Raw genomic sequence first — 21,376 nt, 5'->3', positions numbered from 1 at the left:
CGGAGCCCGCCGATGAGCCGACCGACGAGTCCACGATGAGCATCGAGATCCTCGACGAGTCGGGCACCGACCTCGACACGCGCCACCTCGCGCGGCTCGCGCGCTTCACGATGGACCGGATGCGCGTGCACCCCCTGGCCGAGCTGTGCATCAAGGCCGTCGACGAGGCCACGATGGCCGAGCTGAACGGCCAGTGGATGGAGAAGGACGGCCCCACCGACGTGCTGGCCTTCCCGATGGACGAGCTGCGCCCCGGCCTGGTGGGCGAGGAGCCCGAGGAGGGGGTCCTGGGCGACCTCGTGCTGTGCCCCGCCGTGGCGCAGCGCCAGGGCGAGAGCGCCGGTCACGGCACGGTGGCCGAGGTCGAGCTGCTCACGGTGCACGGCATCCTGCACCTGCTCGGCTACGACCACGCCGAGCCCGAGGAGCACCGCGAGATGTTCGGTCTCCAGGACCAGCTGCTCGCGGCCTGGCGGGAGTCCCCGCCCTCCTCGGGGGCCGGCCCCGATGTCTGACCTCTGGCTCCTGGTCGCCGCGGGCGCGCTGGTGCTGCTCGCCGGCGTGTTCACCGCGGCCGACGCCGCCATCGCCGGCTACTCCCGGGCCCGCGCCCAGGAGCGTGTGCAGCAGGGGCGGCCCCGCGCCGAGCGCCTCGTGGCACTGCTCGAGGACGCCCCGCGCTACCTGAACACGGCCCTGCTGCTCCGCCTGGCCTGCGAGATCTCCGCGATCGTGCTGGTCACCCTGGTCGTCGACGACGCCGTGGGCGGCTCGTGGTGGAAGGCCGTGCTGGTCACCATCGGCTCCATGCTGGTGGTCTCCTTCGTGATGATCGGCGTGGCGCCGCGCACGCTCGGCCGGCAGCACGCCGACCGGGTGGCCACGCTCTCGGCGGGGCCGCTGATGGCCGCCGCGACCGTGCTCGGCCCGCTGCCGAGGCTGCTGATCCTGGTCGGCAACGCGATCACGCCGGGTCGGGGCTTCCGCGAGGGGCCGTTCTCCACCGAGACCGAGCTGCGCGAGATGGTCGACATGGCCGAGGCCTCGGCACTCATCGAGTCCAGCGAGCGCCGGATGCTGCACTCGGTCTTCGAGCTGGGTGAGACCACGGTGCGCGAGGTGATGGTTCCCCGCAACGACGTGGTGTTCATCGAGCAGCACAAGAACCTGCGCCAGACGCTGTCGCTGTTCCTGCGCTCGGGCTTCTCGCGGGTGCCGGTCATCGGCGAGAACCTCGACGACATCCTGGGCATGGCCTACCTCAAGGACGTCGTGCGCCGCGACTTCGAGAACCCGAGGGCCGAGCTGACCCAGCCGGTGGCGGAGATCATGCGGCCGGTGCTGTGGGTGCCGGAGTCCCAGCGGGTCGACACCCTGCTGGCGCAGATGCAGGCCGACCGCCAGCACATCGCCGCCGTCGTCGACGAGTACGGCGGCACCGCCGGCCTGATCACCATCGAGGACCTGCTCGAGGAGATCGTCGGCGAGATCACCGACGAGTACGACGTCGACCACATCGACGTCGAGCGGCTCGAGGAGGGCGTCGTCCGGGTCTCCTCGCGCTACCCGATCGGCGACCTCGACGAGCTCTTCGGCTTCGACGTCGAGGAGGACGACGTCGACTCCGTGGGCGGTCTGATGGCCAAGCACCTGGGCGTCGTGCCGATCCCCGGCTCGTCGGTCGAGGCCCACGGGCTGCACTTCACCGCCGAGGACACCGCGGGACGCCGCAACAAGATCGGTACGGTGCTGATCCGGCGCGCCGAACCGGCCGCCCCCGCCACCACCGACGACGAGCTGGAGACTGCCTCCCGTGACTGACCGCCCTGCCCCCGCCTCGGACGCGCTGGGTCCCGAGGACGCCAAGCTGGTCACCCTGGCCCGGGCCACCCGCGCCCGCGTCGGCGCCGCCCAGGGTGCCGCCGTGCGCGACGAGATGGGGCGCACCTACGCGGCCGCGACCGTCGACCTGCCCTCGCTGCAGCTCTCCGCGGTGCAGGTCTGCGTGGCCATGGCCGTGGCCTCCGGCTCGCGCGGCATCGCGGCGTGCGCCCTGCTGGGTGAGGTCGACGCGCTGGGCGACGACGACCGGGGCGCGCTCGCGGACCTGGCCGTCGCCGGCGGCGTGGCGGTCCACCTCGGTGACGCCCGCGGCACCGTCGGGGCGAGTCTCACGGTCGACGCACGGTGACGGCGCGCGCGCGGCAGTACCGCGCGGAGGTGCTGCGCCGCGAGCAGCTCGGCTCGCACCTGGTGCGACTGGTGCTCTCCGCCCCCACGGGCGAGGAGGCGTTCACCTCCACGGGCGTGCCCGACGAGTGGGTGGCGCTCGTGGTGCCCGACCAGTTCCAGAGCCGGTACTACACGGTGCGCTCCTGGGACGGCGTCGAGCTGGTGCTCGACGTCGCCCTGCACGACGTCGGTCTCGTGGCCGAGTGGGTGCGCCGCGACTGCGTCGGCGACGTCGTCACGATCAGTGAGCCCAAGGGGTCGTTCACCCTGCCGCCGGAGGCGCGGTGGCTGACGCTGGTGGGTGACCTGACCGCGCTCCCCGCCATGGCGCGCATCCTCGAGAGCACCGCTCTGCCCACCCGCGTGCTGGCCGAGGCACCCGAGCCGCTCCCCGGCTACCTGCCGCCGGGTGGGGCTGAGGTGACGTGGCTCCAGCAGCCCGGGGACGGCCGCAGCGACCTCGCCCCCGCCGTCGAGCACCTGGCGTGGCCGGAGGGTCAGGGGTACTTCTGGATGGCCGGCGAGTCCGCACAGATGCGCGCGGTGCGCAAGCACCTGATGCGCGAGCGCCGCCTGCCCAGCACCGCCTACGACGTGATGGGCTACTGGCGCGGAGTGGCCACCCGGCAGCCCCGCGCCGTCGACCCCGGGCCGGTGTGGCGCGCGGGCAAGGCGGCGGGACACACCGACGAGCAGATCTGGGCCGACTACGACGCAGCCCGAGAGGCACAGCAGTGAGTGAGATCATCCAGCCAACCGTCAAGCAGGGGGCAGAGGCGTTCCGCAGCGGTTTCGTCTCGTTCACGGGCCGCCCCAACGCCGGCAAGTCCACGCTGACCAACGCGCTCGTGGGCCAGAAGGTGGTGATCACCTCCGACAAGCCGCAGACCACGCGCACCGTCGTGCGCGGCATCGTGCACCGGCCGGACGCGCAGCTGATCCTGGTCGACACCCCCGGGCTGCACCGACCCCGCACCCTGCTGGGCGAGCGGCTCAACGACCTGGTGCTCACCACCTGGGGCGAGGTCGACGTCGTCGCCGTGTGCTTCCCCTGCGACGAGCGGGTCGGACCCGGTGACCGGTTCCTGGTCACCGAGCTCGCCAAGGCCCGGCGCTCGATCAAGGTGGCCGTGGCCACCAAGACCGACCTGGCCAGTCCGGACCGGATCGCCGAGCACCTCGTCGAGATCGCTGCTCTCGGTGCCGAGACGGGCATCGAGTGGGCCGAGGTGGTGCCGGTCTCCTCCGTGGGCGGTGACCAGGTCGGGCTGCTGGCAGACCTGCTCGTCGGGCTGCTGCCGGAGGGACCGCAGCTCTACCCCGACGGCGACCTCACCGACGCGCCCGAGGAGATCCTCGTGGCCGAGCTGATCCGCGAGGCGGCCCTCGAGGGTGTCCGCGACGAGCTGCCGCACTCGATCGCCGTGGTGGTCGAGGAGATGGGACTGCGCGAGGGCCGCCCCGAGGACAAGCCGCTGCTCGACGTGCACGCCAACCTCTTCGTGGAGCGCGACTCCCAGAAGGGGATCGTCATCGGGCACCGCGGCTCCCGCCTGAAGTCGGTCGGTGGGCGCGCACGCCAGCAGATCGAGGCGTTGCTCGGCACGCCGGTCTACCTCGACCTGCGCGTCAAGATCGCCAAGGACTGGCAGCGCGACCCCAAGCAGCTGAGGAGGCTGGGATTCTGATGACCGACGTGCCGACGACGTCGTCCTCGCCGTCCATGCCCGCGCCCGTCGCGGCCTGGCACCGCATCGCCGAGAGCCGCGACCCCGCGGGGCTCGACGAGCTGCTGGCCGACGACGTCGTGTTCCGCTCGCCCGCCGTGCACACGCCGCAGGAGGGCAAGCAGCTCGCGACCGCCTACCTCGCCGCCGCCGTCGACGTGCTCGGGCCCACGCTGGTCTACCGCCGGCAGTGGTACGCCGAGGGGTCCGCGGTGCTCGAGTTCGAGGCCGACCTCGACGGCATCAGCGTCCACGGCATCGACATGCTGGCCTGGGGCGAGGACGGGCGGCTGCGCGAGTTCACCGTCATGGTGCGGCCGGTCAAGGGCCTGCACGCGCTGATCGAGCGGATGGCGGCCCGGCTGGCGACCGGTCAGGCAGGGGCCCAGCAGCGACCGTAGGTTTGTCCGGCGCGCCACTGCTCGGCGGTGGGCCACTCGTAGACCCACTGGTAGTCCAGCGGGTCATCGGCTACGCGTGCACCGGCGTCCTCGCACTGCGTCTGACCTCGCTCCCGGGCGACGCGGGCACCGGGATAGCGCTCGTCGTCGAAGGTGACGACCTCGATGGCGCGCCAGCTGTGCCGCGCCGAGCAGACCACGCGCTCGAAGTCGGGGGTGTCCGGGGCCGCGGTGCCGCACATCGCGTACCGGTCGCGGTCCTCGGGTCGGGCGAGGACGCCACGGAGTCGTCCGGTCAGCGGGGCCAGCTGCTCGGTGCCCGCCACGGCGATCACGTCGCACCGGTACCACTGCGCGCCGGCGGCAGACTCCTCCAGGGTGGGGGTGAACCAGACCGGCCGCAGCATGCTGAGCCTCCGGTCGGCCTCGGTGCCGCCCACGAAGTCGGCGAAGCGTGCCGGGCAGGTCTCGGCGACGTAGTCGCGCACCTGGCGGGAGTCGACGGCGAGGAGGTGCCCCGAGCGCAGGTTCTCCAGCGTGCCGACGGCGATGGTGGTGGCCGTGTGACCGCGCCCGCACTCCACGTCGACGGAGCTGTCGGTGGGTGCGAGCGCCTGCTCGAAGGTCAACCGGTAGCAGGCCGGCGCGGTGGGCGCGGCGACCGGCTCGGCGGAGGGGAGCGGGGTGGGCGCGGCGCTCGAGGACGCCGCGCCGGGGTCGGCAGGCTCGTCCGGGGCGTCGCCCGTGCAGGCCGCCAGGGAGAACGAGACGGCCGTGGCGAGCAGGAGGGAGCGCAGACGCATCAGTCGGGGGTCCTCGCCCAGCAGATGGAGCGCCGGTTGCCGGCCTGCCACTCCGCCTCGTGGAAGTAGCTGTAGGCGTAGTCGTAGTCCACCGGGTAGTTCAGCCAGGCGCCCACCGAGTCCGAGCAGAAGTCGCGGGTGCGCACCTCCACTAGCCGGTCACCCGGGTAGGGGTCGGCGTCCTCGCCGAGCTTGATCGTCGTGACCGCCCGCCAGTCGTGCGGCTGCGAGCACGGCACCTTGCGACCCTCGGCGACGGTCTCGCCGTCGACGCAGGTCATCCACCGGTCGGCCGCACGTCCCAGCAGCAGCCCCTCGGCGGTCTCGGGGAGTGCGATCAGCTCCTCGAGCTGGTCGTTGCCCCCGACGACGTCGCACCGGTACCAGCGCGCGCCGGCCGCCCAGGCCTCCTCGGTGGGCCGGAACCAGGCCCAGCTCAGGATCGTGCGCAGGGCCAGGCTCTGGTCGGCGCCCAGGAAGCCCTGCAGCTTCTCGGTGCAGGTCTCGTAGGCGAACGCGCCGATGGCGTCGTCGTCGTGGTCGAGGTCGCGCAGGTCGTCGGGCACCTCGCCCACCGCGTAGGTCTGGGCGGTGTGCGGCTCGGCGCAGGGCACCGTCTCGGTCTGGTTGCTCGGCTGGGCCACGTCCGCGGGCGTCAGGTCGCGGCACGCGCCCAGCTCCGGGGTCTCGGCGGCCTCCGCGGCGTCCTCGCCGCCGAGGCCGGGCACCGCGGCGCCGCCGCACCCGCTCAGCACGAGGACCAGCACCAGCACCGGGGCCGCGACCAGGGAGAGGCCGGAGGCGGCGAGGGGCTGGAGGGGAGGCACGGTGCGATGGTAGACGGGACCGCCGGCTGCGCTATCGTGGCCGGGTCATGACGCGCCAGCTGCTCCTTCGCTGCCGCAGCGAGGTCTGAGAGCCGGACCCCCTCGCTGCGGAGAGCTTGCTGCGCGCCCGGCACCCACCGCAGACGCCCGCCAGGCGCACCAGCCGGCCGGCGCCGTCGACACCGAGCCGAGGAATCCCATGACCAGCAGCAACAGCAGCGCCCGCGTCATCACCAGCCGCAGCGAGAACGGCCAGAAGCCCAGCGGCATGCCGCACCACCGCTACCGGGCCTTCCCGCCGATCGAGCTGCCCGACCGCACCTGGCCCTCGGCCACCATCACCGCCCCGCCGCGCTGGCTCTCGACCGACCTGCGGGACGGCAACCAGGCGCTGATCGACCCGATGAGCCCGGCGCGCAAGATGACGATGTTCGACCTGCTCGTGCGGATGGGCTACAAGGAGATCGAGGTCGGGTTCCCGGCTGCCAGCGAGACCGACTTCGCCTTCGTCCGCCAGCTGATCGAGGGCGACCACATCCCCGACGACGTCACGATCTCGGTGCTGACCCAGGCGCGCGAGGACCTCATCGAGCGCAGCGTGCAGTCGCTGGTGGGCGTGCCGCGCGCCAACATCCACCTCTACAACGCGCTGGCGCCGCTGTTCCGGCGCGTGGTGTTCCACGCGGGCAAGGACGAGGTCAAGGACATCGCCACCCGCGGCACGCAGCTGGTGATGAAGCACGTCGAGGGTCTGCTCGACACCACGGTGATCGGCTACGAGTACAGCCCCGAGATCTTCACCAGCACCGAGCTGCCGTTCTCGCTGGAGGTGTGCGAGGCGGTCACCGACGTCTGGCAGCCCGAGGACGGCCGCGAGATCATCCTCAACCTGCCCGCCACTGTCGAGGTGGCCACGCCCAATGTGTACGCCGACCAGATCGAGTGGTTCAGCCGCCAGCTCACCCGGCGCGAGCACACCGTCATCAGCCTGCACCCGCACAACGACCGTGGTACCGCGGTCGCCGCCACCGAGCTGGCCATGATGGCCGGCGCCGACCGCGTGGAGGGCTGCCTGTTCGGCCACGGCGAGCGCACCGGCAACGTCGACCTGGTGACCCTCGGCATGAACCTGTTCAGCCAGGGCGTCGACCCGCAGATCGACTTCTCCGACATCGACGAGATCCGCCGCACGGTGGAGTACTGCACCCAGCTGCCGGTGCACCCGCGCCACCCCTACGCCGGCGACCTCGTCTACACCGCCTTCTCCGGCTCGCACCAGGACGCCATCAAGAAGGGTCTGGAGGACCTCGAGCGGCAGGCCGGCGAGCAGGGGATCCCGGTGGGGGAGATGCCCTGGGAGGCGCCCTACCTGCCCATCGACCCCAAGGACGTCGGCCGCACCTACGAGGCCGTGATCCGGGTCAACAGCCAGTCGGGCAAGGGCGGGGTGGCCTATCTGCTGAAGTCCGAGCACAAGCTCGACCTGCCGCGCCGCGCGCAGATCGAGTTCAGCCGCGTCATCCAGGAGCGCACCGACGCCGAGGGCGGCGAGATGACCGGCGAGCAGATCTGGCAGGTCTTCCGCGCCGAGTACCTGGACCGCACGGCGCCGCTGCACCTGGACTCCGTGCACACCAGCTCGGCCGCGGGCGAGCGGGACCGGCTCGACGTCGAGGTGATCGTCGACGGCGAGCGCCGGTCGCTCAGCGGCACCGGCAACGGCCCGATCGCGGCGTTCGTGGCCGCGCTCGAGGAGCTGCCCCAGGCCGGTGACGTGCGGGTGCTCGACTATGCCGAGCACGCGCTCAGCGCGGGCGGCGACGCCCTCGCGGCGGCCTACGTGGAGTGCGCCGTCGGCGACCAGGTGCTCTGGGGGGTCGGCGTGGACGCCAACATCCTCACGGCCTCGCTGAAGGCGATCGTCTCGGCCGTCAACCGCGCGCACCGCTGAGACCCGCCCCGGGTCCTCGCACCTCGTCGAGCGTCACGCGTCGCCGATCGAGGGGTTGGCGACCGGGCGGTCAGGCGGGGTCCGGGTGGTCCGCGGGCAGGCGCACCAGCACCGTGGTGCCGGACCCGGGGGCGGACTCCAGCTCCACCCGGCCCTGGTGAGCGTGCACGATGTCGGCGACGATCGAGAGGCCCAGCCCGGTGCCGGGGATGGCCTGGTGCTGGGCCTCGTCGGTGCGGAAGAACCGGGTGAACACCGCCTCCTGGTCGGCGAGCGGGATGCCGATGCCGGTGTCGGAGACCGCGACCAGCGCCTCGGTGCCCTCGCGCGCCAGCGTGACGACGACGCGGCCGCCGTCGCTGGTGAACTTGACGGCGTTGCCGAGCAGGTTGGCCACGGCTCGCTCCAGCTGGTGCGCGTCGCCACGCACCTCGACGGGGTGCTCGGGCTGCTCGACCTCCACCTGCAGGTGGCGGCCGGCCAGCAGCGGCTCGCTGCCCTCCACCGCCGTGCGCACCGTCTCGCGCAGGTCCAGCGGCTGCATCGTGAGGCTGATCGCGCCAGCTTCGAGACCGCTGAGCAGGAGCAGGTCGTTGCAGATGTCGATGAGCCGGTGGCTGCCCCGGGTGATCGTGTCGAGCAGCGGCACCTGGGCGGGGTCGGGCGGCACGATCGCGCCCTCGCGCAGCAGCTCGGTGTAGCCCAGGATGCTGGTCACCGGCGTGCGCAGCTCGTGCGAGACCGTGGAGACCAGCTCGTCGCGCGCCCGGTCGAGGGACCGCAGCTGCTCCACGGCAGCCCGTTCCTTGTCGAGCGCCGCGGCGAGCGCCGCGTGGCCGGCCTGGCGCTCGGTGACGTCCTGGGCCACCAGCAGGTAGCCCAGGCGCCCGGTGGCGTCGGCCGTGGGGCTGACCGTCATCGCCACCACGTGCCGGGTGCCGTCGTCGCCCACCCACGTCCAGTCCTGCGTCTCGCTCTCGCTCCCGGCGGCCATCGCGGCCGCACAGGCCACGAAGCCGCCAGGGCAGCGCTGCTCCACCTCGGCCGGGTCCAGGAAGGCCGTGACGGGGCGGCCGGCCGCAGCGTCCGAGGTGAGCCCGAGCAGCCGCTCGGCGCCGGAGTTCAGCACCGAGACGTTGCCCTGCGGGTCGGTGCCCACCAGGGCGGTGGCGATCGAGGCCTGCATCAGGTGGGTCACCAGGGTCGTGCTGGCCCGCTCGGCCGAGACGTCGACGCCGGTGATGACGCAGTACGCCGGCTGACCGTCGTGCGCCGCCACCACGTTGCTGCTCCAGATCAGCCGCAGCTCGCGGCCGTCGGCGGCGCGGATCGTGCTCTCGCGCACCACCGGGAGGCCCGAGCGGTTGGGCCAGGCCAGCAGGGACTCCAGGTCGGCGCGGCCGCTGGGTGAGACGGGTGTCTCCCAGATGGGGCGGCCGAGCAGCGAGGTCGGGAGGTGGCCGGTGATCTGCTCGGTGGCCGCGTTGACGCGCAGCACCAGCCCCCGCTCGTCGGTCACGACGATCACGCAGCCCGCGGTGTCGATGGTGGCCTCGGTCAGCTGTCGCGCCCGGTCCGCCCGTTCCGCGGCAGCGGCCTCCAGCCCGATGTCGACCAGCTGCAGGGTGAAGCCCTCACCCAGGCGGGGGTTCTCGCCCGCGGAGCGGGAGGCGACCACCACGTCGAGCAGGCTGCCCGGCCGCGCCACGACGCTGCAGCGCCCCCGCCACACGGGCTCGCCGTCGAGCAGGCCGTCGCGGATCACCGGGGTCGCGCCCTGGACGGCGAGCAGCTCGAGGACCTGCCGGCCCACCGCCGTCGCGCGGTCCAGCCCCAGGGCGCCCGCCGCGGCGCTGTTGAGGTCGTCGACGACCAGGCGCCCGGCGGCCTCGCCCTCGGTGGCCCGGCTCACCAGCAGCATGCCCACCGTGGAGTGCTCGAAGGTGAGCCGCTGCTGCGACTCCTCGGCGTCGACGCGCTGCCGGAGCCGCTGCTGCTGGCGCACGGCGACGCCGAGCGGCAGCACCACTAGCGCGCCGGCCAGGCAGTAGGCCTGGGTCCAGGCCGCCGCCTCGACCCAGGTGAGGTCGCCCGCGGCGAGCATGTCGCCGACGGGGCCGTTGCCGCGCGCCGCGAGCGCCACCACGACCCCGGAGAGGACGGCCAGCTCCAGGGAGGTGACGGCCAGGTCGAACAGGAAGGCGCCGAGCCCCAACAGGGCCAACGACAGGAACGGGAGGGGCGCCACCGGGTCCGGTCCCAGGGTGAGCCAGACCCCCAGGCCCACCAGGAGCGCGTGCGCGCCCAGGAGGGCCCACGGGTGCGGTGCCGCCGACCGCTGGGGCAGGAGCACCACGGGGGTCGTGAGCACGGCCACGGAGACCGCGGCGGCGGTGAGCGCACCGACCAGCTGTGCCGCCCCGGCCGGGGCGGAGCCGAGCCCGGCCGCCAGGCCCAGGCCTGCCGCGGCGACCGCTCCGACCGCCAGGGCGGCGCCCGCGAGCCGGGCGACGTCGCCGGGGGTGCGCAGCAACCGCGTCGTGCCGTGCGCCAGGAGGGCGGCCCCCAGGACCGCCTGCACGACCACCACCAGGACACCGACCGAGAGCGTCGTGGGGTCGGTGCCACGCGCCAGCAGCGAGACCGCGCCGGTGGCCGCGACCACGAGCAGCAGCGCCGGCCAGCGACGTCGGGGACTCTCGAGGAGTGCTCCCACCTGGAGCCCGACCACGCTCCACCAGACCCCGGTCTCGGCGTCCGCGGGCGCCAGCAGCAGCAGCGCCAGGTCCGCCACGAGGGCGGCGGCGAGCACGCCGAGTGCGCCGCGCCAGCCCAGGCGCGGACCCGGGGGAGCAGACTCGGGGGCCACGACCAGCATTCTGGTACCCGCACGGCCCCCTGTCCGGCGGTCCGCGATCCCCGTCGCGCCGCCTCGTGGTCCGGCGTACCGCTGGTTACGCTCAGCTCATGCTCGTCTCCGAACGCATCGGCCAGTTCTTCCTGACCGGCGAGGGCAGCCGCGACCGCCTCGAGTACACCGAGTACGGCGCCGGTGACGCCTGGGTGGTGCTGGTGCACGGTCAGCTGATGCCGCGCCGGATGCACCAGCCCCTGGCGCGGGCGCTGGCGGCCGAGGGCCTGCACGTCGTCACGGTCGACCTGCTGGGCCACGGGCGCTCCGACCGCCCCGCCGACCCCCTGCGCTACTCGATGACGGCGTTCGGCGAGCAGGTGATCGCGCTGCTCGACCACCTCGGGGCGGAGCAGGCGGTGGTGGGCGGCACCTCGCTCGGGGCCAACGTCTCGCTCGAGGTGGCCGTGCTGGCCCCCGAGCGCGTGCGCGGCCTGCTCGTGGAGATGCCGGTGCTCGACAACGCCGTCGAGGCGGGCATCCTCGCGTTCGCACCCCTGCTCTTCGCCGCGCGCTTCATGCCGTTCACCGTCGCCGGCGTGCGCGCCGTCACCCGGCCCGTGCCGCGCGGGCTGGTGCCCTTCTGGACCGGCATCGTGCTCGACACCCTCGACCAGCGCGCCGACGCGATGGCCGCCGTCGTCCACGGCCTCTTCTTCGGGCGGGTCGCGCCCTCCTCGGCGCAGCGCCGCGGCATCACCGCACCCGCGCTCGTCGTCGGCCACCCCGCCGACCCGATCCACCCCGCCGCCGACGCCGCCATGCTGGCCGGGGAGCTGCCGCACGCCCGGTTCGTGCAGGCCCGCAGCATCCTGGAGTGGCGACTGCGCCCCGAGCGGCTGACCCGGGCCGCCGTCGGGTTCGCGCAGGAGTGCTGGGGCGAGCAGCGCCGCGCCTCGCGTCGCGAGCGCTCCTCCACCGCCCAGTAGGCCCCGTCGGGGAGACTGGGCGCGTGCCTCTCTACCGCGACGAGGCGATCGTGCTGCGCACCCACAAGCTGGGGGAGGCCGACCGCATCATCACCCTGCTGACCCGCCACCACGGGCGGGTCCGCGCGGTCGCCAAGGGCGTGCGGCGCACCACCTCCAAGTTCGGGTCGCGGCTGGAGCCCTTCACCCACGTCGACCTGCAGCTGGCCGAGGGTCGCAACCTCGACATTGTCACGCAGGCCGAGACCCGGGCGGCGTTCTCGGCCGGCCTCGGCACCGACTACGAGCGGTACACCGCCGGCACCGTGATGCTCGAGACCGCCGAGCGGCTCGCCACCGAGGAGAAGGAGCCGGCGCTGCAGCAGTTCCTGCTGCTGGTCGGCGCGCTGCGCGCGATGACCTCGGGGGAGCGGCGGCCCGGGCACGTGCTCGACTCCTACCTGCTGCGCTCGCTCTCCGTGGCCGGCTACGCGCCCTCCTTCGAGGACTGCGCGCACTGCGGGCGGCCGGGTCCGCACACCTGGTTCAACCCCTCCCAGGGCGGCGTGCTGTGCAGCACCTGCCGGCTCCCCGGGTCGGCGCGGCCCGCGCCCGAGACGGTGCAGCTGCTCGGCGCGCTGCTGGCCGGCGACTGGCCCGTCGTCGAGGCGGCCGACCAGCGGCACCAGCGCGAGGCCAGCGGCCTGGTCTCGGCGTTCCTCTCCTGGCACCTGGAGCGCTCCCTGCGCTCGCTGGAGCACCTGGAGCGATAGCGTCGCGCCCGTGAAGCGCGCCGTCCGACCCCCCACCCCGCACCCCTCCGGGGCCCGCCCGCCGGACCTCCCGCGCGAGCTGGTACCGCGCCACGTCGCGATCGTGATGGACGGCAACGGTCGCTGGGCCAAGGACCGTGGCCTGCCGCGCACCCGCGGGCACGAGCAGGGCGAGCACGCGCTGTTCGACGTCGTCGAGGGCGCCATCGAGCTGGGGGTCAAGGCCATCTCGGCCTACGCCTTCTCCACCGAGAACTGGTCGCGCTCCCCGGAGGAGGTGCGCTTCCTGATGGGGTTCAACCGCGACGTGATCCGTCGCCGGCGCGACCAGATGCACGAGCTCGGTGTGCGCGTGCGCTGGGCCGGCCGGGCGCCTCGGCTGTGGAAGTCGGTGATCAAGGAGCTGCAGGCGGCCGAGGAGCTCACCCGCGACAACGACGTGCTGACCCTCACCATGTGCGTCAACTACGGCGGCCGCGCCGAGCTGGCCGACGTCGCGCGCTCCATCGCCCGCGAGGTGGCCGCCGGTCGCCTCAACCCCGACAAGGTCGACGAGCGCACCGTGGCCAGGCACCTCTACGTGCCCGAGGTGGGCGACGCCGACCTGGTGTGGCGCACCTCCGGCGAGCAGCGGCTCTCCAACTTCATGCTCTGGCAGGCCGCCTACAGCGAGCTGGTCTTCACCGACATCCTGTGGCCCGACGTCGACCGCCTCGCGCTCTGGCGTGCCTGCGAGCTCTACGCCCGGCGGGACCGGCGCTACGGCGGTGCGCAGCCGCGCTGAGGTTGCGGCCGGTGGGTCGTGCCGGGCGTGGGGGGTGATCCCACGTGGACGTGGGAACGCGGAACAGGGGGGCCGGAATTCTGGCCCTCCGGTTCCGCGATCACCCCTCCGGGTCACCACGCGAGTGGCTGGTGGGGCGGGTGTGACGATCGGCCGCCACGCCGGTGCGCACGCCGGCACCGGCCCACGGAGGCATCAGACCGGGGACGGCGTCAGTGCTCGTCGTAGTGCGCGCCGTGCGGGGCGTGGCGGTGGCCGTCGTGCACGTAGTCCACGTGGTCGCCGTGCGGGACGGCGAGGTGGCCGCAGCCGTCGCCGTGCCGGTGGTCGTGCTCGGCGGGCTGGTGCTCGTCGGGCGGCTCGTCGGAGAAGGGCGCGCGCACCCGCTGGCGCCGCCGCAGCACCACACCCACCGGCCAGGCCAACGCGAACAGCGCGAGGGCGAGCAGCACGATGGTGGAACCGGGCGCCACGGTGGCCTGGTAGGAGGCGAAGGCCGAGATCACCAGGCCCCCGACGCAGGCGACCACGCCGAGCGCCATCGCCCCCGCCAGGGTGGCGCGGAAGGTGCGCGCCACCTGCTGCGAGGTGGCCACGGGCACCACCATCAGCGCGCTCACCAGCAGCAGCCCGACCGTGCGCATGGCCACGGTCACGCTGACGGCAGCCAGCACCGCCACGAGGATGTTGTAGAGGCGCACGTTGAGGCCGGCCACGCGGCTGAAGTCCTGGTCCTGCGAGACCGAGAACAGCTGCGGCGAGAGCCCGACGCAGAGCACCACCACCACCGCGGCGAGCACCATCGTCACGAGCACGTCGGCGATGCCGATGGTCAGCAGGGAGCCGAACAGGAACTGCTGCAGGCGCGCTGCGCTCTGGCCCGCGATGCCGGTGACCATGACGCCGCCGGCGAGGCCGCCGTAGAACAGCAGGGCGAGGGCGACGTCGCCGTTGGTGCGGCCGCGGGCGCGGATCTCCTCGATCAGCACCGCGCCGAGGATGGCGACGACGACCGCGGTCCAGGTGGGGGAGGCGCCGGTGAGCAGGCCGATGGCGACGCCGGTGACGGCCACGTGGCCGATCCCGTCGCCCATCAGCGCCAGCCGGCGCTGCACGAGGTAGGTGCCCACGGCGGGCGCGGCCAGCCCGGTGAAGAGCGCCGCGAGCAGGGCGCGCTGCATGAAGCCGGTGCCGAACAGCTCGATGGGGCTCACGGGTGCGACCGCCGTCCGTGGTCGGGGAGCGGGGGAGCCAGGTGCGGCACGTGGTCGGTGCGGCGCTCGGCGTCGTGGTGGTGGTGGTGCGTGTGCGCCTCGCCCAGCCACGGGGCGTGCACCTCGTGGTCGCCCAGCGGGGCGCCGTCGTAGACCACCCGGCCGTCACGCATCACCACCGAGCGGTCCAGCAGCGGCGCCAGCGGACCGAGCTCGTGGGCCACGAGCACGATGGTGGCGCCGCGCCGCTTCAGCTCGGCGAGCGCCTCGGCGAGGGCGTGCTGGTTGGGCTGGTCGACGCCGGCGGTGGGCTCGTCGAGCAGGAACAGCTCGGGTCGACCCGCCAGCGCGCGGGCGATCAGCACCCGCTGCTGCTGACCGCCCGACAGCGTGGCCACCGGCTCGCGCTCCCGGTCGGCGAGACCGACGACCTCGAGCGCCTCGCGGACGGCGGCGCGGTCCTCGCGGGTCAGCGGCCGGAAGAGGCGACGTCGGGCCAGACGGCCGGCGGTGACGACCTCGCCGACCGAGGCGGGCACCCCGGAGGTGGCGCCCTGGCGCTGCGGCACGAAGCCGACCCGGGCCCAGTCGGCGAACCGGGCGGCCGGGGTGCCGAACAGCGTCAGCTCACCGCGGCTCAGCGGCACCAGCCCCGTGATCGCACGCACGAGCGTGGACTTGCCGGAGCCGTTGGCGCCCATCAGCGCCACGAACTCGCCCTGGCGCACGGCCAGGTCGATCCCGCGCAGCACGGGGCGGCCGCCGAGGGCGACGGCGCCGTCGCGCAGCGCGACGGGATCGGCTACTGGCATCCGTTGGCACCTCGGAGAGCGTCGAGGTTCTGCTCCATCAGGGAGACGTAGTCCTCTGATGCGGTCTCGTCGGTGAGACCCTCGATCGGGTCGAGGATAGCGGTCTGGATCCCGAGGTCGCCCGCGAGCGCCTCGGTGAAGGCGGGGCTGGCCAGGCGCTCGGAGAAGACGGTGGTGATGCCCTCCTCGCGGGCCAGCTCCTGCAGGGCGCCGAGGTCGGCCGGGGTGGGCTCGGCGTCGGGGGTCAGGCCGGCGACACCCTCGACGTCCAGGCCGTACTTGGAGAGGTAGCCGAAGGCGTCGTGGGAGACGACGATCGTGGAGCGCTCGCACTGGGCCAGGCCCTCGCTGTAGGCGGCGTCGAGCTCCTCGAGCGTGGCGCGCGTCGTGGCAGCGTTCTCGCGGAAGGTCTCGGCGTTCTCGGGGTCCAGCTCGGCCAGCTTCTCGGCCATCGCGTCGCCCAGGTCGGCGACGCGGGCCGGGTCGAGCCAGAAGTGCGGGTCGAACTCGCCGTGGTCGTGGTCGTGGCCCTCCTCGTCGGCGTGCTCCTCTCCCTCCTCGTGGCCCTCCTCCTCGGCGTGCTCCTCGCCCTCCGCGTGGGCGTGGTCCTCCTCACCGGCGTGCTCGGAGTGCTCGGCCTCGGTCTCGTCGGCCGCCAGCAGGTCCACCACGTCGACGACGTCGAGCGTCTCACCGGAGCCGTTCTGGGCCACGGCGTCGTCGACGGCGGGCTGGAAGCCGTCCTCGAGCACCACGAGGTCGGCCTCGGAGATCAGCGCCACCTGGCTGACGTCGAGCTCGAGGTCGTGGGGCTCGGTGCCAGGTGCGGTGAGCACCTCCACCTCGGCGAGGTCGCCGGCCACCTGCTCGGCGGTCCACTGCAGCGGGTAGAAGGCGGCCACCACGGTGGGTGCCCCGGACCCGCTCGCGCCGGAGCCGCCCTCGGTGGCGGTGCCACCCTCGTCGCTGAAGGCCGCACACCCGGAGGTGGCGAGCAGCAGGGCGGTCAGGGCAGCAGGGGCCAGGCGCAGACGCATGAGAACGATTCTCAGCCTCGCTGAGAACGATTGTCAAAACAAGGGTCCCGGCGTCCCGGTCGTAGGCTGCGACGGTGCTGGTCGTCAACAGGTTCCGGGTGCCCGCGGCGGAGGGCGCCGACTTCCGCGACGGCCTCGAGCTGGCCCGTGCGACGCTGGCCGAACGACCCGGCTACCGCTCCGGGCAGATCGGGCGCAACCTCGACGACCCCGAGCTCTGGGTGCTGACCACCACCTGGGAGCACGTAGGCGCCTACCGCCGCGCGCTCTCCTCCTACGAGGTCAAGCTGCACGCCGTCCCGCTGCTCTCGCGCGCCCTCGACGAGCCCAGCGCCTACGAGCCCGTCGAGCCCGGCACCGACCTCAACACCGCCGGCGCCCGATCGCTAGGCTGACGCCGCTCCGCCCCCAGCGCGAGCACGACCGCCCCAGCCCACCCCGCACCACCCTCAGGAGCTCTGTCCCCGTGGCCAAGCCGCCCGCCTCCACCGTCGACCACGTCGTCTCGCTGGCCAAGCGCCGGGGCTTCGTGTACCCGTGCGGCGAGATCTACGGAGGCACCCGCTCGGCCTGGGACTACGGCCCGCTGGGTGTGGAGCTGAAGGAGAACATCAAGCGCCAGTGGTGGCGCTCGATGGTGCAGAGCCGCGACGACATGGTCGGCCTGGACTCCTCGATCATCCTGCCCCGGCAGACCTGGGAGGCCAGCGGCCACGTCGCCACCTTCAGCGACCCGCTCACCGAGTGCCAGAGCTGCCACAAGCGCTTCCGCGCCGACCACCTCCAGGAGCAGTTCGCGGAGAAGAAGGGCATCGAGGACCCCGACACCGTCGAGCTCAGCACCCTCGCGTGCCCCAACTGCGGCACCCGCGGAGCCTGGACCGAGCCGCGCCAGTTCTCCGGCCTGCTCAAGACCTACCTCGGCGTCGTCGAGGACGAGTCCGGGCTGCACTACCTGCGCCCCGAGACCGCCCAGGGCATCTTCCTCAACTTCGCCAACGTGGTGACCAGCAACCGGATGAAGCCCCCGTTCGGCATCGCCCAGATCGGCAAGAGCTTCCGCAACGAGATCACCCCCGGCAACTTCATCTTCCGCACGCGCGAGTTCGAGCAGATGGAGATGGAGTTCTTCGTCAAGCCCGGCGAGGACGCCGAGTGGCACCAGTACTGGATCGACGAGCGCACCCGCTGGTACACCGAGCTCGGCATCAAGGCCGACAACCTGCGCCACTACGAGCACCCGCAGGAGAAGCTCTCCCACTACTCCACGCGCACCGTCGACATCGAGTACCGCTTCAACTTCGCCGGCTCGGAGTGGGGCGAGCTCGAGGGCGTCGCCAACCGCACCGACTTCGACCTGCGCACCCACGGCGAGCACTCCGGCAAGGACCTCACCTACTACGACCAGGCCAACGACGAGCGCTACACGCCCTACGTGATCGAGCCCGCCGCCGGGCTCTCGCGCAGCCTGATGACCTTCCTCGTCGACGCCTACGACGTCGACGAGGCGCCCAACACCAAGGGCGGCGTCGACACCCGCACGGTGCTGCGCCTGGACCCGCGCCTGGCGCCGGTCAAGGTGGCGGTGCTCCCGCTCTCGCGCAACGCCGACCTCTCGCCGAAGGCGCGAGACCTCGCCGCCGAGCTGCGCCGCACCTGGCACGTGGACTTCGACGACTCCGGCGCGATCGGCAAGCGCTACCGCCGCCAGGACGAGATCGGCACGCCGTACTGCGTCACGATCGACTTCGACACCCTCGAGGACGGCGCCGTCACCGTGCGCGAGCGCGACTCCATGACCCAGGAGCGGATCTCCATCGAGGGGATCTCGGGATGGTTCGCCCAGCGCCTGATCGGCTGCTGACCGGCTGCTGGACGGCAGCTGGCCCGGATCCGACACACCACCCAGGTCGCGGGGGCATGATGTCCTGCGTGAGGACGACTCCATGACGCGCCGACCCACCTCGAGCCTGCTCGCCACGGTCGCGCTCGTGGTGGTGCTCGCGGTCGCCGTCACGGCGCTGGTGCTCTTCGACCGCGGCGCCGACGGCGACCCCGCCTCGGCGACTCCGTCGCAGACCCCCTCGGCGCCACCGCCCGAGCCGACCGAGCCTGCCGAGCCCACCGAGCTGCCGGTGCCCGACGGCGTCGTGCTGACCGACCCCGGCACCGAGCTCGCGCTCGGTGACGCCGCGACCGTGGCGTGGAAGCCGCGGCAGGAGGAGGTCGGTGTCATCGAGGTCGAGGTCCGCGAGGCCGAGCGCACCACCTTCGCCCGCTCGTTCGCGGGCTGGCAGCTCGACGACGCCACCCGCGCGACGACGCCGTGGTTCGTGCGGGTGGCCGTGCGCAACGAGGGGGAGTCCGACCTGGGTGGGCGCGCCGTACCCCTGTACGGGCTCGGCGCCTCCGGCAGCCTGGTCCCGGCAGCCAGCTTCGCCACCCGCTTCGAGCCCTGCCCCGGCAACGGCCTGTTCCCGCAGGAGTTCGGCCCGCAGGAGCTGGCCGAGCGCTGCCTGGTGGTGCTGGTCCCCGAGGGCGACGAGCTGCAGGGCGTCGCCTTCCGTCCCACCGAGGAGTTCGAGGGCATCGTGTGGGAGGTGCCCGAGCCGGACCAGCGAGAGGACCAGCAGCGCCGGCGCCAGGACCGGGGCGCCCAGGAGGACGCACCGCGCTGAACCGATCGGGTGCTCGCGGCATCACACCGGGCATGAGACGACTCGGACTCCTCGCCCCGCTCCACCCCACCCGACCGCTGACCCGGGGGCCGCTGCTGGCGCTCCTGCTCGCGTCCGCCCTGGCACTCGGGCTGCTCCTGGCGCCGGCCGGGGGTGCCGCCACCGCTGCCGGGCGACCCGCCGACGGTGCCGGCAACCCGGCGGGGGCGGTCTACATGCAGGGCCGCGACCTGCACCTGCGCGACGGCTCGGTGCTGCGCCTCGACGTCGGCCCGGGCCAGGGGGAGTCCACGATCCTGCTCGGGAGGACGCCGCGGGGCTGGGCCGTGGCCACCTACTCCGACCTCTACCTGCTCTCCGCCGAGGGCACCACGAGGCTGGGTCCCCGCTCGACCGACCTCGAGAACACCACGCTGCTGGGCAGGGACCGCCGTCACGTCGTGCACGGGTACTCCGACCAGGCCGACGGGTTCAGCCTCGAGGTCACCGACCTCGACGGCGACCGGGTGCTGAGCAGGTACGTGACGGACGGGACCCCGACGGCGGCCGACCGCTCCCGCGTCTACCTCACCGGTGACCGTGGCCTGCGCACGGTCGACCTGGCGACCGGACGGGTCGAGCGGCTCGTCCGCAAGGGCGCCGGACTGGTGGACCTCGCGCGGGACGTGGTGTTCGTGCGCACGACCCGGTACGGCTCCGAGATCGGTCCCACCTCGCTCAGCGACCCCGGGGAGCGCACCTGGACCGCACGCACCGAGCCCCTGGTGATCTCGCCCGACGGCCGGCTGCTGCTCTCCGCCGACGGCACCGTGCGCCGCATGCGCGACGGGCACCTGGTGCGCGACCTGCCGGTCCCGCGTCGCCGGATCTACACCCAGAACCTGGGCTGGGCCGGCAACGGCGCCGTGCTCGCCGTCGTCGACGCCGGCCCTGACCGACAGGCGATGGTGCGCTGCGCCGTGGCCGGTGGACCGTGCCGCCGGGTCGGGCCGGCCGGTACCGGGTCCATCACCTTCCCCACGCAGGTCTCGGGGTCGAACCGGCAGCCCTGAGCCCACGCACGGCCGGCGGCGGCCTCCGGCGCGTTTGGGCGGGGCGGCGTCGACGTCGGACAATGGGCGCATGACCCTCGCCCCGCCACTGCCCGGCCTGAGCCTGGGCGACCTGCACGTCGAGGTGCCGGTCGTGCTGGCGCCGATGGCCGGCATCACCAACGCGGCCTACCGCCGCCTGTGCGCCGAGCAGGGTGCCGGCCTGTACGTCTGCGAGATGATCACCAGTCGCGGTCTGGTGGAGGGCGACGCGACCACGCGTCGCATGCTGACCTTCGACGACGCCGAGACCGTCCGCTCGGTGCAGCTGTACGGCACCGACCCGCACTACGTGGCGCGTGCCACCGAGATCCTCTGCGCCGAGTACGGCGTGGCCCACGTGGACCTGAACTTCGGCTGTCCGGTGCCCAAGGTGACCCGCAAGGGAGGCGGCGGAGCGCTGCCCTGGAAGCGCAACCTGCTGGGCGCGATCCTCGAGCGGACCGTCGCTGCCGCCGCTCCCTACGGCGTGCCGGTGACCATGAAGACCCGCAAGGGGCTCGACGACGACCACCTCACCTACCTCGACGCCGGCCGCATCGCCCAGGAGGCGGGGGTCGCCGCCATCGCGCTGCACGGCCGGACCGTGGTGCAGGCCTACTCCGGCCGCGCCGACTGGGAGGCCATCGGCGCGCTGGTCGAGCACGTCGACATCCCGGTGCTCGGCAACGGCGACATCTGGGAGGCCGCCGACGCGCTGCGGATGGTCGAGCAGACCGGGGCCGCCGGCGTCGTCGTCGGGCGGGGATGCCTGGGCCGCCCGTGGCTCTTCCGCGACCTGGCCGCCGCCTTCCGCGGCCAGGAGGTGGCCACGCTGCCGACGCTGGGGGAGGTCCGCACGATGATGCGGCGCCACGCCGAGCTGCTCGCGCAGCACATGGGCGAGGAGAAGGGCTGCATCGAGTTCCGCAAGCACGTCACCTGGTACCTCAAGGGGTTCTCCGCCGGCGGGCAGATGCGCAAGTCGCTGGGCCTGGTGAGCAGCCTCGCCGACCTCGACGCGCTGCTGGCCGACCTCGACCCCGACGAGCCGTTCCCGGTCGGCGAGCTGGGCGCCCCGCGGGGCCGTCAGGGCTCGCCGCGCGCGCGGGTGGTGCTGCCCGAGGGATGGCTCGACGACACCGACGGCCTGACCGACGGCGAGAGCTGCATCGGCGGCGAGGACGTGAGCGAGACCACGGGTGGGTGAGCGGGAACACGCTCGACATGTGGTTGACGAATTGACCA

21 protein-coding genes are annotated in these 21,376 nt (G+C 73.4%); 15 read left to right on the top strand and 6 right to left on the bottom strand.

Annotated elements, in window-relative coordinates; translation table 11 throughout:
• Nucleotides 1-35: 35 nt before the first annotated feature.
• Genes ybeY through ABD948_RS17225 form a run of 6 tightly spaced genes read left to right on the top strand, consistent with a single transcriptional unit; the run spans nt 36 to nt 4,360 of the window.
• Nucleotides 36-515, top strand: a complete 480-nt coding sequence (gene ybeY / locus ABD948_RS17250; protein ID WP_345268131.1) for an rRNA maturation RNase YbeY — start codon at nt 36-38, stop codon at nt 513-515.
• Complete coding sequence (locus ABD948_RS17245) at nt 508-1,821, top strand: hemolysin family protein (RefSeq protein WP_345268129.1); 1,314 nt, start codon at nt 508-510, stop codon at nt 1,819-1,821. The genes ybeY and ABD948_RS17245 overlap by 8 nt, the downstream gene beginning before the upstream one ends.
• Complete coding sequence (locus ABD948_RS17240; RefSeq protein WP_345268127.1) at nt 1,814-2,191, top strand: cytidine deaminase; 378 nt, start codon at nt 1,814-1,816, stop codon at nt 2,189-2,191. The genes ABD948_RS17245 and ABD948_RS17240 overlap by 8 nt, the downstream gene beginning before the upstream one ends.
• A complete protein-coding gene (locus tag ABD948_RS17235; protein WP_345268125.1) occupies nt 2,188-2,970 on the top strand; it encodes a siderophore-interacting protein in 783 nt (260 codons plus the stop codon). The genes ABD948_RS17240 and ABD948_RS17235 overlap by 4 nt, the downstream gene beginning before the upstream one ends.
• On the top strand, nt 2,967-3,920 hold the full coding sequence (gene era / locus ABD948_RS17230; RefSeq protein WP_345268123.1) for a GTPase Era: 954 nt from the start codon (nt 2,967-2,969) through the stop codon (nt 3,918-3,920). Before ABD948_RS17235 ends, era begins: the two co-directional genes overlap by 4 nt.
• Nucleotides 3,920-4,360, top strand: a complete 441-nt coding sequence (locus tag ABD948_RS17225; protein WP_345268121.1) for a nuclear transport factor 2 family protein — start codon at nt 3,920-3,922, stop codon at nt 4,358-4,360. The genes era and ABD948_RS17225 overlap by 1 nt, the downstream gene beginning before the upstream one ends.
• Here ABD948_RS17225 and ABD948_RS17220 read toward each other — a convergent pair.
• Both ABD948_RS17220 and ABD948_RS17215 read right to left on the bottom strand, forming a co-directional pair.
• The gene (locus ABD948_RS17220; protein WP_345268119.1) at nt 4,333-5,163 is read right to left on the bottom strand and encodes a septum formation family protein; all 831 of its coding nucleotides are present in this window, start codon (nt 5,161-5,163) and stop codon (nt 4,333-4,335) included. The two genes, ABD948_RS17225 and ABD948_RS17220, sit on opposite strands and share 28 nt — an antisense overlap.
• The gene (locus ABD948_RS17215; RefSeq protein WP_345268116.1) at nt 5,163-5,990 is read right to left on the bottom strand and encodes a septum formation family protein; all 828 of its coding nucleotides are present in this window, start codon (nt 5,988-5,990) and stop codon (nt 5,163-5,165) included. The genes ABD948_RS17220 and ABD948_RS17215 overlap by 1 nt, the downstream gene beginning before the upstream one ends.
• A 199-nt stretch (nt 5,991-6,189) precedes the next feature.
• On the opposite strand from ABD948_RS17215, the gene leuA reads away from it, so the two are divergent.
• A complete protein-coding gene (leuA, locus tag ABD948_RS17210; protein ID WP_345268114.1) occupies nt 6,190-7,941 on the top strand; it encodes a 2-isopropylmalate synthase in 1,752 nt (583 codons plus the stop codon).
• A 70-nt stretch (nt 7,942-8,011) separates the two neighbouring features.
• Here the strand turns inward: leuA and ABD948_RS17205 are convergent, their stop codons facing one another.
• Nucleotides 8,012-10,810, bottom strand: a complete 2,799-nt coding sequence (locus tag ABD948_RS17205; protein ID WP_345268111.1) for an ATP-binding protein — start codon at nt 10,808-10,810, stop codon at nt 8,012-8,014.
• A 98-nt stretch (nt 10,811-10,908) separates the two neighbouring features.
• On the opposite strand from ABD948_RS17205, the gene ABD948_RS17200 reads away from it, so the two are divergent.
• From ABD948_RS17200 to ABD948_RS17190, 3 genes are read left to right on the top strand one after another with little or no spacing between them, the layout of a single operon-like run.
• The gene (locus ABD948_RS17200) at nt 10,909-11,781 is read left to right on the top strand and encodes an alpha/beta fold hydrolase (RefSeq protein ID WP_345268109.1); all 873 of its coding nucleotides are present in this window, start codon (nt 10,909-10,911) and stop codon (nt 11,779-11,781) included.
• A gap of 23 nt (nt 11,782-11,804) precedes the next feature.
• Complete coding sequence (recO, locus tag ABD948_RS17195; RefSeq protein ID WP_345268107.1) at nt 11,805-12,533, top strand: DNA repair protein RecO; 729 nt, start codon at nt 11,805-11,807, stop codon at nt 12,531-12,533.
• Between the two features lie 10 nt (nt 12,534-12,543).
• Nucleotides 12,544-13,317 (top strand): isoprenyl transferase, encoded by a 774-nt coding sequence (locus tag ABD948_RS17190; protein WP_345268105.1) that lies wholly within the window; start codon nt 12,544-12,546, stop codon nt 13,315-13,317.
• A 212-nt stretch (nt 13,318-13,529) separates the two neighbouring features.
• On the opposite strand, the gene ABD948_RS17185 is transcribed toward ABD948_RS17190, so the two are convergent.
• From ABD948_RS17185 to ABD948_RS17175, 3 genes are read right to left on the bottom strand one after another with little or no spacing between them, the layout of a single operon-like run.
• Complete coding sequence (locus ABD948_RS17185; protein WP_345268103.1) at nt 13,530-14,531, bottom strand: metal ABC transporter permease; 1,002 nt, start codon at nt 14,529-14,531, stop codon at nt 13,530-13,532.
• Nucleotides 14,528-15,343 (bottom strand): metal ABC transporter ATP-binding protein, encoded by an 816-nt coding sequence (locus ABD948_RS17180; protein WP_345268101.1) that lies wholly within the window; start codon nt 15,341-15,343, stop codon nt 14,528-14,530. The genes ABD948_RS17185 and ABD948_RS17180 overlap by 4 nt, the downstream gene beginning before the upstream one ends.
• Nucleotides 15,334-16,380, bottom strand: a complete 1,047-nt coding sequence (locus ABD948_RS17175; RefSeq protein WP_345268099.1) for a metal ABC transporter substrate-binding protein — start codon at nt 16,378-16,380, stop codon at nt 15,334-15,336. The genes ABD948_RS17180 and ABD948_RS17175 overlap by 10 nt, the downstream gene beginning before the upstream one ends.
• A 74-nt stretch (nt 16,381-16,454) precedes the next feature.
• Here ABD948_RS17175 and ABD948_RS17170 point away from each other — a divergent pair, with 74 nt between their 5' ends.
• From ABD948_RS17170 to dusB, 5 genes are all read left to right on the top strand, one after another.
• A complete protein-coding gene (locus ABD948_RS17170) occupies nt 16,455-16,775 on the top strand; it encodes an antibiotic biosynthesis monooxygenase family protein (RefSeq protein ID WP_345268097.1) in 321 nt (106 codons plus the stop codon).
• Between the two features lie 71 nt (nt 16,776-16,846).
• Nucleotides 16,847-18,244, top strand: coding sequence for a glycine--tRNA ligase (locus tag ABD948_RS17165; protein WP_345268095.1), 1,398 nt, complete (start codon nt 16,847-16,849; stop codon nt 18,242-18,244).
• Between the two features lie 82 nt (nt 18,245-18,326).
• Nucleotides 18,327-19,058, top strand: coding sequence for a hypothetical protein (locus ABD948_RS17160; protein ID WP_345268093.1), 732 nt, complete (start codon nt 18,327-18,329; stop codon nt 19,056-19,058).
• A 32-nt stretch (nt 19,059-19,090) separates the two neighbouring features.
• Nucleotides 19,091-20,110 carry a TolB-like translocation protein gene (locus tag ABD948_RS17155; RefSeq protein WP_345268091.1) on the top strand — a complete coding sequence of 340 codons (1,020 nt, stop codon included), beginning with the start codon at nt 19,091-19,093 and terminating at the stop codon, nt 20,108-20,110.
• A 70-nt stretch (nt 20,111-20,180) separates the two neighbouring features.
• Entirely contained in the window at nt 20,181-21,338 is a 1,158-nt protein-coding gene (dusB, locus tag ABD948_RS17150) for a tRNA dihydrouridine synthase DusB (protein ID WP_345268089.1), read from the top strand.
• The last annotated feature ends 38 nt before the right edge of the window (nt 21,339-21,376 follow it).

Source organism: Nocardioides nanhaiensis (genome assembly GCF_039542785.1).
Classification (GTDB): Bacteria; Actinomycetota; Actinomycetes; order Propionibacteriales; family Nocardioidaceae; genus Nocardioides; species Nocardioides nanhaiensis.
Note: the sequence above shows the minus strand (reverse complement) of the source record. Positions and strands in the feature narration are given on the sequence as shown.